This window comes from Flavobacteriales bacterium TMED191, from assembly GCA_002171975.2.
Lineage (GTDB): Bacteria > Bacteroidota > Bacteroidia > Flavobacteriales > TMED113.
Genome location: NHIO02000055.1, coordinates 1 through 19,726, shown reverse-complemented (window position 1 = coordinate 19,726; position 19,726 = coordinate 1). Strand labels below are relative to the sequence as shown.

Sequence of the window (19,726 nt, the reverse complement as noted above, 5' to 3'; positions counted from 1 at the left end):
AGTGTTACTGAATTCTTATCTAAAGATGTATTAGATAAAGTCAAAAGCGACACTAAAGTTGGTGGCGCAACATTAACTAAAATGTTGGGAACCTCTGCTTGGTATGCCCCTGGTGCTGCAGTTTCATCTTTAGTTCAATCTATCGCTTGTAATCAGCATAAGATGTTTCCATGTTCTGTTTTTTTAGACGGGGAATATGGTTTATACGATTTAGCAATTGGCGTACCAGTTGTGTTGGGTAAAAAAGGAGTGGAAAAAATAGTTGATATTAACTTAAATGCTGAAGAAAATGATCTATTAATTCAATCGGCAAAGTCTGTTAAAAAAACAAATGAGTTATTAAGTGAAATGAAGGTTTTTTAATTATTAACTACTATTTTTTTTGTGTAGGTTTGGTTCTCTGTTTTAATTGATACAATATAAATTCCTGATTTGATATTTGAAATTTGATAAATTTCCTTATTTGATGTTATTTTTTTATTTAATATTATTTTACCAAGAATTGAGAAAATAGTTAGAGTGCCATTATTATTTAAGGGCAATTTGATATTAAAATTACCATTGTTAGGATTTGGAAATATTTCTATCTTCTCTAAATTGGTATTTAGACTTGAAATATTAAAACTATTAGCTAAAAATAATTCTAATCCACCACTAGCATTACCTCTAATCACATCAGGTAAATTGTCGTTATTTAAGTCCTGTATTGCAATTTTTGAATGAATGGAATTTGTGTTACTTAATAAGTCATCAGTGATTAAATTAAATTCACTTTCTAAATTTAATATAGTAGTAGATGTATTGTTGTCAACTAATTCAAGATTGTCATACAAAAAAACTTTACCTTGTTCGGTGCCAATAGCTAAGTGGAACTCATTATTAGTCTCAAATATTTGTGGAGCTGTGTATGCTGTTAAATATGTTGGGTCTGCTAAATGAATTCCTCCAAGACTTTTAACCATGATTTCATTTTGGTTTTCATCTAACTCACCGCTTGCTAGCACAGGGGTGTAATCCTCGAACTCAGGATTTGTTAGTGATCCTATATTTTGATAATAATTAATACCATTATAAACTCCGTTATCAATTCCCATACGTTCACCAATAACAAGGTCTAATAATCCATCTCTATTTAGGTCTATTAATTGTGGTGCTGCAAAGCTTCCTACATCGATATTTAATAATTCATAGTCTAAAAAGGTTGGCCATTCAGATAATATTGAACCATCATTTTTAAATAAATATAATTCTCCATTATTATCTCCAATAATCATATCAATATTTCCATCATTATTAATATCACCAAAAGTTGGATGTAATGCTTGTACGCTAGGTAAAATGCCTAAAACAGTTGATATATTAGCAAAATCATCCGTGACAAAATTAAATATAGGATTTTCAATTGTTCCAATATTTTCAAAAATAGATATACTAGAATTATAATTGCCATTGTCAAAATAGCCTTTATTAGCAATTATTAGGTCATTTAAATTGTCATTATTAAGGTCTTTTAAAATTGGAATAGCATTAGATCCTACATCAATCATTGTTTTAACTAAAAAGTCATTTTCAATAAAATTAAATTGAGTTTCACCATCTTCATTTACCCCTGTATTCTCATACAGTAAAATATTTTTGTGATTTTCAGAAACATTAACCCCATTTGGACTTATTATTAAATCTTTTAAGTTATCATTGTTTATGTCCAAATAAAATGCACCTGGAAATTTAGTTAAATCAATAGATTCGTTGTAATTAGGAAAATTTAAGTCTTGATCTGTAATTAATGCTTCTTCTTGAGTCCCGCTATTGTATAACATAACCATATTATCATATGTTAGATCCCCTAATAATAGTTCGAGACTTTGGTTTTTGCTTGGGTTTATATCAAATGCTAATAGTGTTGACCCAGAGTGTCGCGCAAATCTACCACCGTCATTAACCTCATTACAATTATTATCTAAATTAATGGTGACACTATTTGTACTAAAGTCTTCTTGGAATTTTCCCCAGCAATCATCGCTCCTAATTAAATTAATACTATCACTATTTCCAAACATTTGAACAGACTTATTTTCATGAAAATAAACATGATTGCCAGCTGGATTAAAAGTAAGAATATCAATATCATTATCGCCATCGATATCAACAATTGCTGGAATATCTGAACCACTAACATATAGATTGATTGGACCAAATCCTGCGTCAGATGTTAGTATTTTTGTAAAAGTAAATGACAATTCATTATTAGAGTTATTTGTGTATAGTGCAATTGAGGAGTTGAGACTTGTAAAAATATCGACTTTTAAATCTTGATTATAATCTACAAGAAGTGCCCAATCGACTAATTCTGGAAAATTATTTATGTATTCCGGTGCAAATTTGTAGGTATTTGTATTTGCATCGAATAAAAATGTACTTTTTTTATTTCCATTACGCGTACCATTTTTTCCAGACTTATCAAAAACAAACAAATCATTTACACCATTAAGGTCTAGATCAATTTTTGAAAATTGACAAAAATTTAATCCTCCTGCCCAGGGATTTTGTAATTCTTGACCATTTTTATATACGGATATATTATTGTTTTGAATGAAGTCGATTTGGCTATTACAAATCATACTTAATGTGACAAACAGGGTCATCAGTAATGTCTTTTTTTTCATCTTTTTTAGGTTAAAGATTTTTATTAAAGGTACAACAAATCTCTCATTTTATAATCAATTAAAATTCTTTAAAATTGCTTAATTATTATATGTTTCAACTAGTTATTTGAACACATTTATAATATAATTATATACAGCGACTGTTATTTTGTGTTAAAACTTAGTTTCTTTTTTTTATATTTGCGTTCACTTATAATTAAGATTATGAAAAATAGTAACGTTAGAAATTTAATTGGTTTTATTGGTATTATATTTTTTATCTCTTTTCTTTTTTCTTTGTCCTTTACTTTCGTAGTAAATAGAGAACAAAATAAAGCAGAAGAGTTTGCTAATGGTGATTTTCAATTGGAACAGTATTATTTAGACTCTATAGCAAATGAAGCTGTTTATACACCTTGGTTGTTTTTTGGTCAGAAATCCTGGACTCTTTCAGAATGTCAAGATAGTGAATTAAAATTAGGTCTAGATTTACAAGGTGGAATGAATGTTACTTTGGAGATTTCCATGAAAGACATTTTAATGGCTTTATCAGACAATAGTATTGATCCAATATTTAATCAAGCTTTACAATTAGCTTCTGAACAAGAAAAGGATAGTCAATTAGATTATTTAACGTTATTCGAAAATTCATTTAAAGAACTTAATTCAAATTCACAAATGTCTACTCGATTATCATCTCCAAGAATTTTCGGTAACAAGGACTTAAGAGATAAGATTCCTAGTGATTCTTCGGATGAGGAAGTTATGCGTGTTATAAGAACCGAAGCCGAAGGAGCTGTTGATAGAGCATTTACTGTTTTAAGAGCTAGAATTGATAAATTTGGAGTTGCATCCCCTAATATTCAAAAGGCTGAGCGTACAGGTAGAATAATTGTTGAACTTCCTGGTGTTAAAGATGTTGTAAGAGTAAAAAAATTATTACAAAGTGCAGCTGTTTTGGAATTTTGGGAAACATATGATAATACAAGATTATTTAATTTTTTTCAAGAAGTAAATTTTGCATTAAATGATAAATTTGCTGATCAAATTAAAACTGAAAGCAATGAAACAATTCAATCTGACAAAGATGATGATTTAGGTGATTTGGTATTAGATGCTGAAACAAGTGATTCAACATTGCAAAATGTTTTATTTGATGTTCTACAACCTAACGCTGCTATTGATCCAAATACTAATGGCTTGCAGATTATACCTGGTCCAGTTGTAGGTAGTTCTCTTGTTAAGGATACTTCTAAAGTTAATGAATATTTAAAATCTAGTGAATTGATGTCACTAATTCCATCAGAGTTTAGAAATATAAAATTTTTATGGGAAGCTAAGCCATTTGATGACAGCAAAGAAAGATTACGACTTATTGCAGTTAAGTCAAATCGAGAAGATAAGGCTCGTCTTTCAGGCGATGTAATTGTTGATGCTAGTCAAGACATAGATCAGTTTGGTAATCCACAAATTAATATGCGTATGAATAGAACTGGTGCTAGATTATGGCAAAAAATTACCAAAGAGAATATTGGTAATTCGATTGCTGTTGTTCTAGATGACTATGTTTATTCTTTTCCTGTTGTAAACGCAGAAATTTCAGGTGGAAGCTCCGTTATTTCAGGAGATTTTACATTGGACGAGGCTCAGGATTTGGCAAATATTCTTAAAGCAGGTAAATTACCTGCTCCTGCTAGGATAATACAATCTGAAATTGTCGGTCCTTCATTAGGTCAGGAAGCTATTGAGTCAGGTTATAAATCTTTCCTTATTGCTCTTGGTTTTATCCTGGTCTATATGATTTTTTATTACATGCATGCTGGAGTTGCATCTAATGTTGCATTATTGATAAATATGTTCTTTATTTTTGGTGCTCTTTCAGGTTTAGGAGGTGTTTTAACTCTTCCGGGTATTGCAGGTATAGTTTTAACTATTGGTATGTCTGTAGATGCTAATGTATTGATTTACGAGAGGATAAGGGAAGAGATTTCACAGGGAAAAGGATTAACTTTAGCTATCAGGGATGGCTATATGCAGGCATATAGTTCAATTATTGATGCAAATATCACTACATTGCTTACCGGTGTTGTATTGTTTTATTTTGGTTCAGGTCCTATCAAAGGATTTGCAACGACTTTAATTATCGGAATTTTAACTTCTTTATTTTGCGCAATATTCGTTACACGTATTATATTCGAATCTCGCATTAACTCTAAGCGGAAAATTAAATTTTCCAATTTTATTACCAACAATGCTTTTAAAAAGTTAAACGTATCATTTTTGTCTAATCGAAAACGTTATTATTTTTTATCTGCTTTAATCATTTCAATTGGTGTTTTTTCTTTATTTACTAAAGGTTTAAATCAAGGAGTCGATTTTCAGGGCGGAAGAACTTATATTGTAAGATTTGAAAAACCTGTAGTAACAAGTGAATTAAGAAGTAATTTAGGTGAATATTTTGTCTCTGAAAATAATTTAAAGATGTATCCAGAAGTAAAAACCTTTGGTTCAACTAATCAAGTTAAGATAACCACCAATTATTTAATTAATGATTTAGAAGCAGATGAAATTGTAGAAGAAAAATTAAACACAGGTTTATCTGCTTATGATAAATATGAAATAATGAGTTCACAACTAGTTGGTCCAACAATTGCTGATGATATTAAAAGTTCTGCATTTTGGTCAATACTCTTTTCTCTATTTTTGATATTTCTCTATATATTACTGCGTTTTAAAAGATGGCAATATAGTTTAGGAGCTGTAATTGCAGTTTTTCATGATGTACTTATATTGTTATCCATTTTTTCAATTTTTTATGGTTTATTGCCATTTTCTTTAGAAATTGATCAAGCTTTTATAGCAGCTGTATTAACTGTTATTGGATATTCATTAAATGATACAGTAGTTGTCTTTGATAGAATTAGAGAGTATATGGATGTCAAGGTGGGCGAGCCTATTGATGTTATAAATAAGGCATTAAATAGTACATTAAGTAGAACTATTAATACTTCTTTAACTACATTCTTTGTTTTGTTCGTGATTTTTCTTTTCGGTGGTGAGATAGTTAGAGGCTTTATGTTTGCTATAATGATTGGTGTTGTAGTTGGTACTTATTCCTCATTATTTATAGCTTCTCCAATAATGTTTGATACTACCAAAAATAATAATTCATAATTTGCTATTTTGAAATTATTATTATTTAGTCTAGGTTTTGGGGAAATTTTAATTATTTCATTCATTTATCTAATATTTTTTGGCTCTAAAAATCTTCCTCACTTAATGCGTGATTTTGGACGTTTTTTTAATTATTTGAGAAGGTCTATCCACGATTTATACAATGATTTTGACATAAATAATGAGAATTAAAAGAATTATTTCGTCTCTTATTAAAAAAAAGATTTATGTTAATAAAAAGTGTCTTATGTTAATAAAAATTAAACACAATAACGAATAATTATATTTTAAAATAATACATTTATGACGTTATGTCTCTTTTATGAGAAGTTTAAACCTTACTAAATTAATTAACTAATGACTCCCTTTAAATTTGAATATATTTGGTTGGATGGATATCAACCAGAAGCAAATCTTAGAAGTAAAACAAAAATTCTAAATTTTAAAGAATTTGATAAAAAAGATCTAGCTAAGTTACCTGATTGGTCTTTTGACGGCAGTTCTACTTTACAGGCAGAGGGAAGCGCTTCTGATTGTGTTTTAAAACCTGTCGCAATTTATGATGATCCAGCTAGATTAGATGCATTTCTTGTGTTATGTGAAGTCTACAATGCAGATGGTAATCCTCACATAACTAATACTCGTGCCAAAATCCCTAATGGTTATGATGATTATTGGTTTGGATTCGAACAAGAATACACATTGATGGACGGTGCACGTCCATTAGGATTTCCCGATCACGGATTCCCTAATCCCCAAGGAATGTATTATTGTTCGGTTGGCAATAAAAATGTTGCCGGTCGAGAAATTGTTGAAGCTCATCTAGATTTATGTTTAGAGGCTGGTCTGAATATTACTGGAATTAATGCTGAAGTTTTATTAGGTCAGTGGGAGTTTCAAGTTTTAGGTAAGAACCCGTATGAGGCAGGAGATGACTTGTGGGTTGCAAGATATTTACTTCATAGAGTTACTGAAGAGTTTGGAGTTGGTATTGAATTTCATCCGAAGCCGGTTCAGGGTGACTGGAATGGTTCTGGTATGCATTGTAATTTTTCAAACGAAAAAATGCGTACTCAGGGTGGAAAAGAATACATAGATGCCATATGTGTTTCTTTAGAAAAAACTCATGACAAACATATTGCTGAGTATGGTTCTGCAAATGAGCAACGTTTAACTGGTTTGCACGAAACTCAATCAATTGATAAGTTTAGTTTTGGCGTTTCAGATAGAGGAGCTTCGATTAGAATTCCAATATCTATGCCGTCCTCAAATTGGAAAGGATATTTAGAAGATAGAAGACCTGCTTCCAATGCCGATCCTTACAGGATTGTTGCGATTATGATTGATACCGTTAGCGGAACTTCTATTTAAGCATCTAATTGAAACATTTTTTTTCTTGTACGAAAATTATTGTTAAATTGCTGTATACTAAAAATTGTGTTCAAAAAAAAAAAAATGAAAAATCAATATCATATACCATTATTAATCATTCTTTTGTTTCTATCCTTTACTAGCTTTAGTCAACAGTCAGGTGACTTTGTTAAAGCTATGAAAGCGTTTGATAATTCTGAGTTTGGCAAAGCGGAGACTATTTTTAAGCGTGCTTACTCGAGATCGGATGATCGTACAGAAAAAAATAAAATTAGTTTTAAGTTAGCTCAGTGCTACTACTTTTTAGGCGATTATAAAAAAGCAGAAACTAATTTTAGAAGAACACTTAAAATGAGGCATGACAACCCTCAAGTTCATTACTATTTAGCAGAATGTTATAAGGGTATGGAGAAGTTTGATAAAGCTAAAGAGCAGTATCAGATTTTTTTAAGTCTTAAGCCTAATGACTCGAAAGGTTTGAAAGCTATGGAGTCACTTCGTTTGTCTCAAGAATGGATTATTGAAGGAAGTAAGTATAGAGTATTAAATGCTGGTAAAATTAATTCACCAGGAAACGATTTTTCACCAGTTTTAAGACCTAAAGCTAAAAAATCTGATTATGAACTTTTTTTCACGTCATCAAGAGATGATGTGCTAGGTAAAAATCAAAATCATCAAACAGGTCAACCTTTCTCTGATATTTTTATGGTTTGTAAAAAAATCCCTAAAAAAGGTGATAAAAAGAAAAGGATAACTTCAAACATTATTCCTGTAGAGTGGGATGTAGAAGGTCTCAATGATACTAAAGATGGATCTAAGCCATTAACTAACTTGATGAACGGCCTTGAAGAAGCTGTTAATTTAAAAAATTCTGAAGAAGGTGTTCTATCATTCAACCCTCGTGGTACCAAAATGCTTTTTACTAGGGCATTGTTTTCAAAAAATCAATACCAAGGTGTAAGAATTTTTTCTGCATCATTTAAAGGCGGTCAATTAGTTCCTGAGCCAGCAGTTATGGAACAAATCCCTGTTGATTCAATTGATGCGAATGGTATTACTGTCCTTATTGATGTTCATGGTCCTGCATATGGGGCAGATGATAAGACTTTATTTTTTTCAGCTGAAATGGAAGGGGGGTTTGGAGGTTCTGATATTTATGTCACAAAATATGATAGGCGAAAAAAATCTTGGGGCAAGCCAGAGAACCTAGGCGAACACATAAATAGTTCTGGTAATGAAGGCTTTGCACATTATAATCGTGAAACAAATAATTTTTATTTTTCCTCTGACGGAAGACTGGGTATGGGAGGATTAGATATATTTAAAGCAGAATATAATCCCTCATCTGATGGTTCTGCGGAAACATTATTTAAAGAGGCAGTTAATTTAAAATACCCTATGAATACTTGTTACGATGATTTTGGTATTGTATTTTTGGATGAGAAGATTGAAAATGAACAAGAATTAAAAGGTTATATTTCCTCTAACAGAGTTGGCTCCAAATGGAAAAGCAAAGGAAATGCGGATATTTATTATTTTGATAAAAAAAGAACTTTTTTCACTTTAGAAGGTCAAGTTGTTGATGTAGAAGATGGTTTGCCAATCAAAATGGCAAAAGTTGAACTAATTGGCCCTTCTTTTAGTAAAATTGTATTGACTGATAACGAAGGTAGATTTAATTTCGGTGACGAAAATTTTGAAGAAAACAATGATTATCGATTAGTTGTTAATAAAGATTGGTTTTTTCAAATTGTAGATACAACCATTACAACTCGTAACTTAATCAATGAAGATATTCAAACTATTAACGAAAAAACCCCTATACATGGAAAAATTTCTGAAAGAATAGGTCATGATGCTTTTGATATGACTCGTAGTCCAATTGAGATGAAAACTATGAGACGTCCTTTAGTTTTAAATAGCGTTTTATTTGATTTAGGTAAATCTGATCTAAGAACCGAATCAAAGGCTGAGCTAGATTCCTTAGCTTCTTTATTAAATAATGATTGGCCTAATGTTGTTGTAGAGTTAAGGTCACATACTGATTTTCGAGGAAGTGATACTCTAAATACTAGACTATCTTATGACCGTGCGTCAAGCTGTGTTGATTATTTAGTGTCAAAAGGTGTTGATTCAAGAAGGTTGATTGCAGTTGGAATGGCTGATACTGAGCCTACAATTTTGGATAATTCTAACCTAGGATTGCCTATAGGTGAATTAAATCGTGAGTATATTATTGGTTTAAAAAAGAAACGTTTGCAAGAATTAGCTCATCAAAAAAACAGAAGGACAGATTTTAAAATATTAAGTGATGACTTCAAGAGCTGGTTAAATGAAAACCCAAATAACACAAAAGAAAATGGTGCTGTTAAAGATGCCTCCATTGATAAGGATGGTAAGATTGTTCCAATGAAAAAATCTACTGGCAATTTTATTCAACAACTTAATTAAAAATCGAGTTTAGTGTTAATTAGATTTGTAATAAAAAAAAGAGTATCCGTCGAGATGCTCTTTTTGTTTAGAATAATTTATGGAAAAGTATTTAGAGAGAGGTGTTTCAGCTAATAAAGAGGATGTACATAATGCAATTAAAAACCTTGATAAAGGTTTATATCCTCAAGCATTTTGCAAGTTAATTCCTGATAATTTATCTGGTGATGATAATTATGTTTTGGCTATGCATGCTGATGGGGCCGGCACAAAATCTTCTTTAGCTTATATTTATTGGAAAAAAACAAATGATTTTTCAGTTTGGAAGGGTATTGCCCAGGACTCATTGGTTATGAATATTGATGACTTACTTTGTGTTGGAGCAATAGATAACTTTATTTTTTCATCTACGATCGGAAGAAATAAGCATAATATTTCTGGGGATGTTATTTCTAGTATTATTAATTCTACAGATGAATTGTTAAACATGTATGGAGAGTGGGGGATTAAAATTTCCTCTGCTGGTGGTGAAACTGCTGATGTGGGTGATCTTGTTAGAACATTGATTCTTGATAATACAATTGTCACAAGAATCCATAAAAATGATATTATTGACAATGCAAATATTCATGAGGGGAATGTAATTGTTGGACTTTCGTCATCGGGGCAAACAAGTTATGAATCAGAGTATAATTCTGGGATTGGTAGTAATGGTTTGACTTCTGCTCGACATGATATTTTTAATAAAGATCTTGCTTTAAACTTTCCTGAGAGTTTTGATTCTGCAATTGATCAAAGTTTGGTTTATAGTGGTACAAAATCTTTATTTGACAAATTGGATAATATATCTTTAGGTAAGTTGGTTCTTTCTCCAACTCGAACATACGCTCCGGTTATTAAGGAAGTATTTAGTTTGTATAAAAAAAATATTCATGGTATGATTCATTGTACTGGAGGAGGACAAACAAAAATTTTACATTTCATTAATGATCTTCATATTTATAAAAATAATATGTTTACCCCGCCTCCCTTATTTAATTTGATTAAAAATGAATCTGGTTCATCATGGAGTGAAATGTACAAAGTTTTTAATATGGGACACAGAATGGAGCTATATGTTGATAAAAGTTCTGCAAAGGATATTATTAAGATTGCAAACTCATTTAATTTAGAGGCAAAAGTTATTGGATACGTAGAGCGTGCAGTTGGTAAGAAATTAACTATTGAATCTCCAGGTGGAACATTAGTTTATTAAGTTATGATAGACAAATTAAATGCAATAAAAGATCGATTTATTGAGGTTTCCGAGTTAATTGTTCAGCCGGAAATTATATCGGATATGCAAAACTACATAAAACTAAGTAAGGAGTATAAGGATCTTGAACCAATTGTTGAAAAAATTAACCAGTATATAAAAATTATTGACAATATAAGTGAAGCAAAAGATATTTTAAAAAATGAAGAGGATTTGGAACTCAAGGATTTAGCAAAGGCTGATTTAGATGAGTCTTTAGATTTAAAGGGTATTTTAGAAGAAGATGTTAAATTATTATTAATACCAAAAGATCCAGACGATTCTAAAAATGCTGTAGTTGAAATTAGAGCAGGTGCTGGTGGAGATGAAGCTAGTATCTTTGCTGGAGATTTGTTTAGGATGTATACTAAATTTATTGACTCTAAGAAATGGAAGCAAGAATTAATGGATGTTAGTGAAGGTGTTTCTGGAGGTTTTAAGGAAATTGTATTTAGTGTTAGTGGCGCAGATGTTTATGGTATATTAAAATATGAGTCAGGTGTTCATAGAGTACAAAGAGTCCCTCAAACTGAAACGCAGGGAAGAGTTCATACTTCAGCAGCTTCAGTAGTAGTTCTCCCAGAAGTTGAAGATTTTGATATTGAATTAAAAGAGAATGATATTAAGAAGGAAACATATTGTTCCTCAGGTCCTGGAGGTCAGTCAGTAAATACTACATATTCAGCCGTACGTTTAACACATGTTCCAACTGGGGTAGTTGCTCAATGTCAAGATCAAAAATCTCAAATAAAGAATTACGCTAAGGCATTGAAAGTTTTAAGATCTAGAATTTACGAAATAGAATTAAAAAAACGAACTGAAGAGATTGCAGGCCAGAGAAAGACCATGGTTAAAACAGGAGATCGTTCAGATAAAATACGTACATATAATTATCCGCAAGGTCGTGTTACAGATCATCGCATTAACCTTACACTTTATTCTCTTACAGAAGTAATTAATGGTGATATTAGTAAATTGATTGAAGAGTTAAAAATTGCAGAAAATGCAGAAAGACTAAAAGCTGGTTAAATGAATTTAAAAAAAATAATTAGTAATATTTGTAGCAAAAAATCCTTTTTATGTGTTGGTTTAGACCCTGTTTTAGATCTAATGCCAAAACATTTGCTAAAGGAAGATGATCCTGTTTTTCAGTTTAATAAACATATTATTGATGCAACAAAGGATTTGTGTGTTGCATACAAACCTAATTTAGCTTTTTATGAAAAACTTGGTCCATTGGGAATTAAAAGTTTAAGAAAAACAATTGATTACATTCCTGAAGATCATTTTGTAATTGCTGATGCAAAAAGATCGGACATTTTTAATTCCGCTAAAATGTATGCTGATACTTTTTATGATTATTTTGGTTGTGATGCTGTTACTGTTTCTCCTTACATGGGAGTTGATGGTGTAAAACCTTTTTTAAGAAAAAATAAATGGGTTATTTTGTTAATTGCAACTTCTAATGATAGTGCCTTTGAAGTGCAAAATACAATTACACAATCAGGTGATCCTTTTTATTTAGATTTGGTTAATAAGTCATTGAAATGGTCTGACTATAATAATACTATGTTTGTTGTTGGTGCTACACGTCAATTAGAATTGTCACTTGTACGAAAGAAGGCACCTAACCATTTCTTTTTAGTCCCTGGTGTCGGCGCTCAAGGTGGTGATTTAAAAACTGTATGTAATAATGCTATGAATGACACATGTGGTGTGTTAATTAATATGTCAAGATCTATAATATACGCAGATAAAAGTAAAGATTTTTATAAGTATTCTAGGGAAATTTGTTTAAATACTCAAATTCAAATGGAAGGTATTTTAAAAAGAAAAAAAATAATTTAATTTGGTGTCTTATAAAATTTTAATTACTGGTGCAAATGGTTTAGTAGGAAAAGCATTAAGATCATGTTTGTTGAAATATAACTATAATGTCATTGCATCTGGTTTGGGTAATGATCGTTTTAGTATATTAGGTGGTGTATATGAGGAGCTTGATACTACCTCTTTAGATAGCTGTGAAATAATAATTAATAGATATAGACCTGATGTTATTATTAATGCCGCTGCTTTAACAAATGTTGATGAATGTGAAAAGAGTAAAAAATCTTGTATTAGAATAAACACAAACAGTGTTTTAAATTTTATTCCTCTTGTTGAAAAATATGGTATTCATTTTATTCAACTTTCTTCTGATTTTGTTTTTAGTGGTAAAAAGGGAGGTTATAATGAAACGGATGTTTGTGCTCCGGTAAATTACTATGGTTCTTCCAAGTTAGAAACAGAAATATTATTATTAAAAAAGTTATCTAATTTTACAGTTTTAAGAACTTCATTAGTATACTCGGGAGATAATTCTAGATCTAATTTCTTATATTGGGTGAAATCAAGTTTGGAAAAAAAAATAGAATTACAAATAGTTAATGATCAATTTAGAACACCTACTTTTGTAGTTGATTTAGAACAGGCAATATTAAAAGTAATTAATATGAAAAAATATGGAATTTATCATATATCAAATGGTGAGCGTCTTTCTGTTTATCAGATTGTTTGTACTATTGCAAAGCATTATAATTATAATATGAACTTAATTAATAAAACTAATTCAAAAGAATTAAGTCAAATAGCTAAAAGGCCCAAAGATTCCAGTTTATTGATTGACAAAGCAATCAATGACATAGATTTTAAGCCTACAGGTTTGTTACAATCTTTAAAATTATTATCATGAAATATTTTTTTAAATATATTATTATTCTAACAATCGGTTTTTTTATTTCTAGTAATTTACTAGCAAAATCTAATTTATCAGTTGAATCAATTAAAGAGACAATAACTAAGGAATATTCTTATACTGCCATTAAGGGTTTAGATATGAATATAGGGCCCTCAGATTTTATTGTTTTTCATAAGGATGGGGCATTTGAATATAAGGTTAGCAATATAATAGCTTCTGGCACATGGTTAATTAAAGAAATTCCTGGTTTTAATCCTGTCATACATTTAAATTATTCATTTCCTAACGATACATTAAGGGTTTTTGAAGTTAATCATATTACTAATAATAAGTTAGTTTTAATTGAGGACAATAAAGTATTTGAATTNTCTCATGGTTTTTCAAATAAAATAAATTTATTTTCTAATAATATAAATAATACATTTGAACCTGTTGTACAAGTAATTGGCAGTGTAATTTTCTTTGATATAACAAAGGTCATCGGTTTAGATAAAAATATTCCTTTCATTGTTATTTGGTTGGTTTTTGGTGCTATTTTCTTTACTCTTAAAATGCGTTTTATAAACTTTAAAGGTTTTAAACTTGCCATATCATTAGTTAAAGGAGATTATGATGACCCTAATAATAAAGGGGAGGTTTCCCATTTTCAGGCTCTAACAACTGCTTTGTCTGGCACAGTTGGTCTCGGTAATATTGCTGGTGTAGCTATTGCTATCAGTTTAGGTGGTGCTGGTGCTACTTTTTGGATGATTGTAGCTGGTCTTTTAGGTATGTCTTCAAAATTTGTTGAGTGTACTTTAGGAGTTAAATATAGGCATATAAGTTCTGATGGGGTAGTTTATGGAGGGCCTATGTATTATCTGAGAGATGGGTTGGCAAAAAGAAACTTAAAACTTACAGGTAAGTTTTTAGCAGTATTATTTGCAATACTGTGTGTTGGAGGTTCTATAGGTGGTGGAAATATGTTTCAAGCTAATCAAGCATTTTCAGCGATTAAGGGGATTTTTCCAAGTTTATCTAATCTTGGACCAATTTTTGGAATGGTATTTGCCTTTCTTGTGGGATTTGTTATTATTGGTGGTATAAAAAGTATTGCAAAGGTAACTGAAAAAATAGTTCCTTTTATGGCAGTTGTATATGTCGGTGCATCAACAATTATTATTTTAATGCATTTTTCAGATATTGGTTTTGTTATATCTGAAATCATCAGTGGTGCATTTACTCCAGAAGCCGGTTTAGGTGGAGTTGTAGGGGTTTTAATTACTGGTTTTAAAAGAGCTGCCTTTTCAAACGAAGCAGGCGTTGGTTCAGCTTCAATTGCTCATTCTGCAGCTAAAACAAAAGAACCTGTATCTGAGGGAATGGTTGCTTTATTAGAACCATTTATTGATACGGTAGTAATTTGTACAATGACGGCTTTTGTAATTATTATAACAGGTAATTATGAAAATGTTGATGGTTTAGGAGGTTCGGAATTAACGTCTCAAGCATTTGGGAGCGTGATATCTTGGTTTCCTTATTTATTAACACTTGCAATTCTTTTATTTGCATTTTCCACAATGATTTCATGGTCTTATTATGGGCTAAAATCTTGGACCTTTTTATTTGGTACTAGTAAGATATCAGAATTAAGTTATAAAATTATGTTTATGGTATTTGTAGTGATTGGATCCTCAGTAAGTTTAGGCGCTGTAGTAGATTTTTCTGATATGATGATTTTAGCAATGGCATTCCCCAACATAATTGGAATGTTAATTATGTCAAATGAAGTCAAATTAGATTTACGTAATTATATGCAAAAAATTAAAAATGGTACTATAAAAAAATTTAAATAACAATGGACTTTAATTACTCTGAAAACCAAAAGCTTATTAGCCAAACAATTACCGATTTTTGTAAAAGAGAGATCTATCCAAATATGATGAAGTGGGATGAGGATCAATATTTTCCAATTCATGTATTTAAACAACTTGGTGAATTAGGTATGTTAGGTGTGCTTGTTCCCACTAAGTATGGTGGAAGTGGGTTAGGATATAACGAATATGTTACTATAATTTCAGAAATAGCAAAAGTTTGTGGTTCTATCTCACTATCTGTTGCTGCTCATAATTCATTATGCGTTGGTCATATTTTAAAATTTGGAAATGAGAAACAAAAAATGAAATGGTTGCCAAAATTATCTTCTGGAGAATATTTGGGTGCATGGGCATTAACTGAAACTGGAACTGGTTCAGATGCAATGAGAATGGATACTACAGCAGTTAAGAAAGGTGATAAGTGGATTATAAATGGTACTAAGAATTGGATTACACATGGTATAAGTTCGGATATTATTGTTACTATGACAAGGACTGGAGAAAAAGGTGATTCTAGAGGAATATCTGTATTTGTTGTGGACAGAAAAAACCCTGGTGTTAAATATGGGAAAAAAGAAAATAAATTAGGTATGCGAGCATCTGAGACATCTGAAGTTATATTTGACAACTGTGAGGTTAATGATTTTAATCTAATTGGCAAAGAGGGAGAGGGGTTTATTCAGGCTATGAAGGTTTTAGATGGAGGGCGTATTTCTATTGCTGCATTATCCCTGGGGATTTCTAAAGGTGCTTATTTAGCTAGTTTACATTATTCAAAAGAAAGAAAACAGTTTGGTAAATCAATATCTAATTTCCAGGCCATATCATTTAAGTTAGCTGACATGTATTTGGAAATTGAAGCTAGTGAAATGTTAATTTATCAGGCTTGTCAGTTAATTATGAACAATAAGTCAGTTACCAAGGAGAGCGCCATGGCAAAGTATTATAGTTCAGAAGCGTGCGTTAAAATTTCTAATGAAGCTGTTCAGATTTTTGGAGGTTATGGTTATACAAAGGATTTTCCAGTTGAAAAGTTTTATAGAGATTCTAAACTATGTACTATTGGAGAAGGTACATCAGAAATTCAAAAATTAGTTATTTCTAAGCACTTAATTTGATATTCATTAAAAAAGTACTAAATTCGCATCTTTAAATATTTTTATTAATGATAATTATACCTGTAAAAGAAGGCGAGTCTATTGACAGAGCTCTTAAAAGATTTAAAAGAAAATTTGACAAAGTTGGTACGTTGCGTGAAATTCGTGGTAGAAAGACTTTTGTTAAAAAGTCTACTCAAAGAAGAGAAGAGTTACTAAAAGCAAAGTATTCTCAAGCTTTTGTTNATTCTCAAGAAAAATAAAGATACTTCGCTTTTTAAGAACCAAATTTTCATTAATCCTTGATTAGTTTTCTTAATTTTCAATTTTACTTTTGTTATGTTACTTGTAAAATTTAGAAATTACCTTGAGAATGAACGTAATTACTCAGTACACACCATTACTGCGTACGAAAATGATATTTCATCTTTTTATAAATTTCTTGATCTTAATGTCGAAAGTCCTTCGTTAGTAACTGTTAAGCAAATTAGATCATGGTTAGTAGAATTAAAACAGCAGGAAATATTAGCAAAAACAATTAATAGAAAATTAAGTGCACTTAAAACTTATTTTAAATTTTGTCAACGAGAAAAACTAGTGCTTTATAACCCTGTTTTAATGATAAAATCATTAAAAGAAGATAAGAAATTGCCTATTGTTATGTCACAATTATCTCTTAAAAAATTATTTGATTCTGATAATATTTTTTCAAATGATTTTAAAGGTACACGTGATAGGTTGATGTTGGAATTATTTTATCAAACCGGCATTAGATTGTCAGAGTTGATTAATATTAAAATCAATGATTTTAATATTAATGAAAAAAATGTAAAAATATTAGGAAAAAGAAACAAGCAACGACTGATTCCTTTGGTAAATTCTATTATTTTTTTATTCAAGGAGTATAATGAATTTAGGAGTCAGTTAAACATGTCTAGTTCATTTTTATTTTTAACTGAAAAGGGTAAGAAAACATATCCTAAACTGATTTATAGAGTTGTAAATCATTATTTATCTTTGGTTAGTAGTGTTAGTAAAACAAGTCCCCACGTATTAAGACATGCATTTGCAACTCATTTGTTGAATAATGGAGCTGATTTAAATGCTATAAAAGAGTTGTTGGGTCATTCTTCCTTATTATCAACACAAGTTTATACACATATTTCAAGTGATAAAATCAAAAATGTATACAAAAATTCACATCCAAGAGGTTAGTTGTGGTAGAAAAATGAAAAAAAAAGGGATTTATTCTTTGTAAAAGAAAAATGTTTTAATAAATTTGCACTCCCTTAATAGTATAGGTTTGTTTTTTTATCTGTTATTTAGGGTTGTTTTTTGAAATTTTGAATTGTGGATGTGTAGTTGGGTTTTTTGATGTTATTGAAGTCCGTGTTGATATTTTGCCGATGTAGCTCAGCTGGCTAGAGCAGCTGATTTGTAATCAGCAGGTCGTGGGTTCGAGTCCCTCCATCGGCTCGATTCAATTAAGGTTGAAATAGGGGGAATACTCAAGCGGTCAACGAGGGCAGACTGTAAATCTGCTGGCTTAGCCTTCAGAGGTTCGAATCCTCTTTCCCCCACAATTTGGGATTAACTATTTTGCGGGAGTAGCTCAGTTGGTAGAGCATCAGCCTTCCAAGCTGAGGGTCGCGGGTTCGAGTCTCGTCTTCCGCTCTATTTTTGCATTTTTTATAAAAAATGCAAAAAAATAATTATTAAATACTTGGTTTTAGTAATTAAGTATTAGATAGTATAAGTGAATAATAATAATAATAATAATAATATAATTTAATAATAATTTTAAAATTTAAAAGTCATGGCAAAAGAAAATTTTCAACGTAGTAAGCCGCATCTTAATATAGGTACTATTGGTCACGTAGATCATGGTAAGACTACATTAACTGCTGCTATTACAAAAGTTCTTTCAAAAAAAGGTTTTGCAGAAGTTAGAGATTTTGATGCAATTGATAATGCACCTGAAGAGAAAGAAAGAGGTATAACTATTAACACTTCTCATGTTGAGTATGAAACTGAGAATAGACACTATGCACACGTGGATTGTCCTGGTCACGCTGACTATGTAAAAAATATGGTAACTGGTGCTGCTCAAATGGATGGTGCAATTATGGTAGTTGCTGCTACTGATGGACCAATGCCTCAGACTAGAGAGCATATACTATTAGCTAGACAAGTAGGGGTTCCTAGAATGGTTGTATTCATGAATAAAGCTGACATGGTTGATGATGCTGAACTTTTAGAGTTAGTAGAGATGGAAGTAAGAGAATTATTAGGTTTTTATGAATTTGATGGAGATAATACTCCTATAATAACAGGTTCTGCTTTAGGTGGTTTAAACGGAGAAGCACAATGGGAGGAAAAAATTATGGAATTAATGGCAGGGGTTGATACTTGGATTGAAATGCCAAAAAGGGATGTTGATTTAGATTTCTTAATGCCAATAGAGGATGTGTTCACTATTACTGGTAGAGGTACTGTTGCTACAGGCCGTATAGAATCTGGAGTTGTAAATACTAGTGATGCTGTTGATATTATTGGTATGGGAGCAGAAAAACTATCTTCTACTGTTACGGGAATTGAAATGTTTAGAAAAATTCTTGATAGAGGTGAAGCGGGTGATAATGCTGGTATTCTTTTAAGAGGAATTGAAAAAACTGATATTAAAAGAGGAATGGTAATTGCTAAACCAGGATCAGTTACACCTCACAAGAAGTTTAAAGCGGAAGTTTATGTTCTTAAAAAAGAGGAAGGAGGTAGACACACACCTTTCCATAATAAATATCGACCGCAATTCTATATTAGAACAACTGATGTTACAGGTGAAATTACTCTTCCTGAAGGAACAGAAATGTGTATGCCAGGAGATAATTTATCAATAACTGTTGATTTGATTAATACAGTAGCTATTAGTAAAGGAGTTCGTTTTGCTATAAGAGAAGGTGGTAGAACTGTTGGTGCTGGTCAAGTTACAGAAATAATAGAGTAGTAATAGAGGAAAAGAATTCCTATCATTTACGGGTATGGTGTAATGGTAGCATAGCGGTCTCCAAAACCGTTGATGGGAGTTCGACTCTCTCTACCCGTGCTTAATAGGTATTATATTA

At 30.9% G+C, this 19,726-nt stretch carries 15 protein-coding genes and 4 tRNA genes; 18 read left to right on the top strand and 1 reads right to left on the bottom strand.

All coding sequences use genetic code 11. The annotated features are described in order from the left end of the window. A partial coding sequence (locus CBD51_006665; protein RPG57798.1) for a malate dehydrogenase occupies window positions 1-363 on the top strand: 363 nt, incomplete at its 5' end. Here CBD51_006665 and CBD51_006660 read toward each other — a convergent pair. Continuing rightward, the gene (locus CBD51_006660) at window positions 360-2,666 is read right to left on the bottom strand and encodes a T9SS C-terminal target domain-containing protein (GenBank protein RPG57797.1); all 2,307 of its coding nucleotides are present in this window, start codon (window positions 2,664-2,666) and stop codon (window positions 360-362) included. The two genes, CBD51_006665 and CBD51_006660, sit on opposite strands and share 4 nt — an antisense overlap. A gap of 204 nt (window positions 2,667-2,870) precedes the next feature. On the opposite strand from CBD51_006660, the gene CBD51_006655 reads away from it, so the two are divergent. The 17 genes from CBD51_006655 (at window position 2,871) to CBD51_006575 (ending at window position 19,707) form a co-directional block, all read left to right on the top strand. Next, entirely contained in the window at window positions 2,871-5,819 is a 2,949-nt protein-coding gene (locus CBD51_006655; GenBank protein ID RPG57796.1) for a protein translocase subunit SecDF, read from the top strand. A 6-nt stretch (window positions 5,820-5,825) separates the two neighbouring features. Continuing rightward, on the top strand, window positions 5,826-6,011 hold the full coding sequence (locus CBD51_006650; protein RPG57800.1) for a twin-arginine translocase TatA/TatE family subunit: 186 nt from the start codon (window positions 5,826-5,828) through the stop codon (window positions 6,009-6,011). A 165-nt stretch (window positions 6,012-6,176) separates the two neighbouring features. After that, window positions 6,177-7,190, top strand: coding sequence for a glutamine synthetase (locus tag CBD51_006645; protein ID RPG57795.1), 1,014 nt, complete (start codon window positions 6,177-6,179; stop codon window positions 7,188-7,190). A gap of 84 nt (window positions 7,191-7,274) precedes the next feature. Continuing rightward, window positions 7,275-9,641, top strand: coding sequence for a hypothetical protein (locus tag CBD51_006640; GenBank protein RPG57794.1), 2,367 nt, complete (start codon window positions 7,275-7,277; stop codon window positions 9,639-9,641). 79 nt (window positions 9,642-9,720) lie between these two features. Continuing rightward, window positions 9,721-10,875 (top strand): phosphoribosylformylglycinamidine cyclo-ligase, encoded by a 1,155-nt coding sequence (locus CBD51_006635; protein ID RPG57793.1) that lies wholly within the window; start codon window positions 9,721-9,723, stop codon window positions 10,873-10,875. 3 nt (window positions 10,876-10,878) lie between these two features. Then, window positions 10,879-11,943, top strand: coding sequence for a peptide chain release factor 1 (locus tag CBD51_006630; protein ID RPG57792.1), 1,065 nt, complete (start codon window positions 10,879-10,881; stop codon window positions 11,941-11,943). After that, complete coding sequence (gene pyrF / locus CBD51_006625) at window positions 11,944-12,762, top strand: orotidine-5'-phosphate decarboxylase (protein RPG57791.1); 819 nt, start codon at window positions 11,944-11,946, stop codon at window positions 12,760-12,762. A 1-nt stretch (window position 12,763) separates the two neighbouring features. Continuing rightward, entirely contained in the window at window positions 12,764-13,645 is an 882-nt protein-coding gene (locus CBD51_006620) for an SDR family oxidoreductase (protein ID RPG57790.1), read from the top strand. A gap of 143 nt (window positions 13,646-13,788) precedes the next feature. Continuing rightward, window positions 13,789-15,486: an alanine:cation symporter family protein gene (locus CBD51_006615; protein RPG57799.1), complete on the top strand. Its 1,698-nt coding sequence runs from the start codon at window positions 13,789-13,791 to the stop codon at window positions 15,484-15,486. Window positions 15,487-15,488: 2 nt separating this feature from the next. Beyond that, window positions 15,489-16,625, top strand: coding sequence for an acyl-CoA dehydrogenase (locus CBD51_006610; GenBank protein ID RPG57789.1), 1,137 nt, complete (start codon window positions 15,489-15,491; stop codon window positions 16,623-16,625). Window positions 16,626-16,672: 47 nt separating this feature from the next. Beyond that, window positions 16,673-16,867 carry a 30S ribosomal protein S21 gene (locus CBD51_006605; GenBank protein RPG57788.1) on the top strand — a complete coding sequence of 65 codons (195 nt, stop codon included), beginning with the start codon at window positions 16,673-16,675 and terminating at the stop codon, window positions 16,865-16,867. Between the two features lie 76 nt (window positions 16,868-16,943). After that, window positions 16,944-17,819 carry an integrase gene (locus CBD51_006600; protein ID RPG57787.1) on the top strand — a complete coding sequence of 292 codons (876 nt, stop codon included), beginning with the start codon at window positions 16,944-16,946 and terminating at the stop codon, window positions 17,817-17,819. Between the two features lie 187 nt (window positions 17,820-18,006). Further along, window positions 18,007-18,083: transfer RNA gene (locus CBD51_006595), tRNA-Thr, on the top strand. A 19-nt stretch (window positions 18,084-18,102) separates the two neighbouring features. Next, window positions 18,103-18,187, top strand: a tRNA-Tyr gene (locus tag CBD51_006590). Between the two features lie 18 nt (window positions 18,188-18,205). Further along, a tRNA-Gly gene (locus CBD51_006585) sits at window positions 18,206-18,281 on the top strand. 139 nt (window positions 18,282-18,420) lie between these two features. Continuing rightward, entirely contained in the window at window positions 18,421-19,608 is a 1,188-nt protein-coding gene (gene tuf / locus CBD51_006580) for an elongation factor Tu (protein RPG57786.1), read from the top strand. A gap of 28 nt (window positions 19,609-19,636) precedes the next feature. After that, window positions 19,637-19,707: transfer RNA gene (locus tag CBD51_006575), tRNA-Trp, on the top strand. Window positions 19,708-19,726: the final 19 nt, after the last annotated feature.

What these genes read in the sequence shown, in the direction of transcription:
- CBD51_006655 (RPG57796.1), top strand. Translation starts at nt 2,871, where the DNA reads ATGAAAAATAGTAACGTTAGAAATTTAATTGGTTTTATTGGTATTATA.
- pyrF (RPG57791.1), top strand. Translation starts at nt 11,944, where the DNA reads ATGAATTTAAAAAAAATAATTAGTAATATTTGTAGCAAAAAATCCTTT.
- CBD51_006640 (RPG57794.1), top strand. Translation starts at nt 7,275, where the DNA reads ATGAAAAATCAATATCATATACCATTATTAATCATTCTTTTGTTTCTA.
- CBD51_006630 (RPG57792.1), top strand. Translation starts at nt 10,879, where the DNA reads ATGATAGACAAATTAAATGCAATAAAAGATCGATTTATTGAGGTTTCC.
- CBD51_006660 (RPG57797.1), bottom strand. Translation starts at nt 2,666, where the DNA reads ATGAAAAAAAAGACATTACTGATGACCCTGTTTGTCACATTAAGTATG.
- tuf (RPG57786.1), top strand. Translation starts at nt 18,421, where the DNA reads ATGGCAAAAGAAAATTTTCAACGTAGTAAGCCGCATCTTAATATAGGT.
- CBD51_006600 (RPG57787.1), top strand. Translation starts at nt 16,944, where the DNA reads ATGTTACTTGTAAAATTTAGAAATTACCTTGAGAATGAACGTAATTAC.
- CBD51_006635 (RPG57793.1), top strand. Translation starts at nt 9,721, where the DNA reads ATGGAAAAGTATTTAGAGAGAGGTGTTTCAGCTAATAAAGAGGATGTA.
- CBD51_006645 (RPG57795.1), top strand. Translation starts at nt 6,177, where the DNA reads ATGACTCCCTTTAAATTTGAATATATTTGGTTGGATGGATATCAACCA.
- CBD51_006610 (RPG57789.1), top strand. Translation starts at nt 15,489, where the DNA reads ATGGACTTTAATTACTCTGAAAACCAAAAGCTTATTAGCCAAACAATT.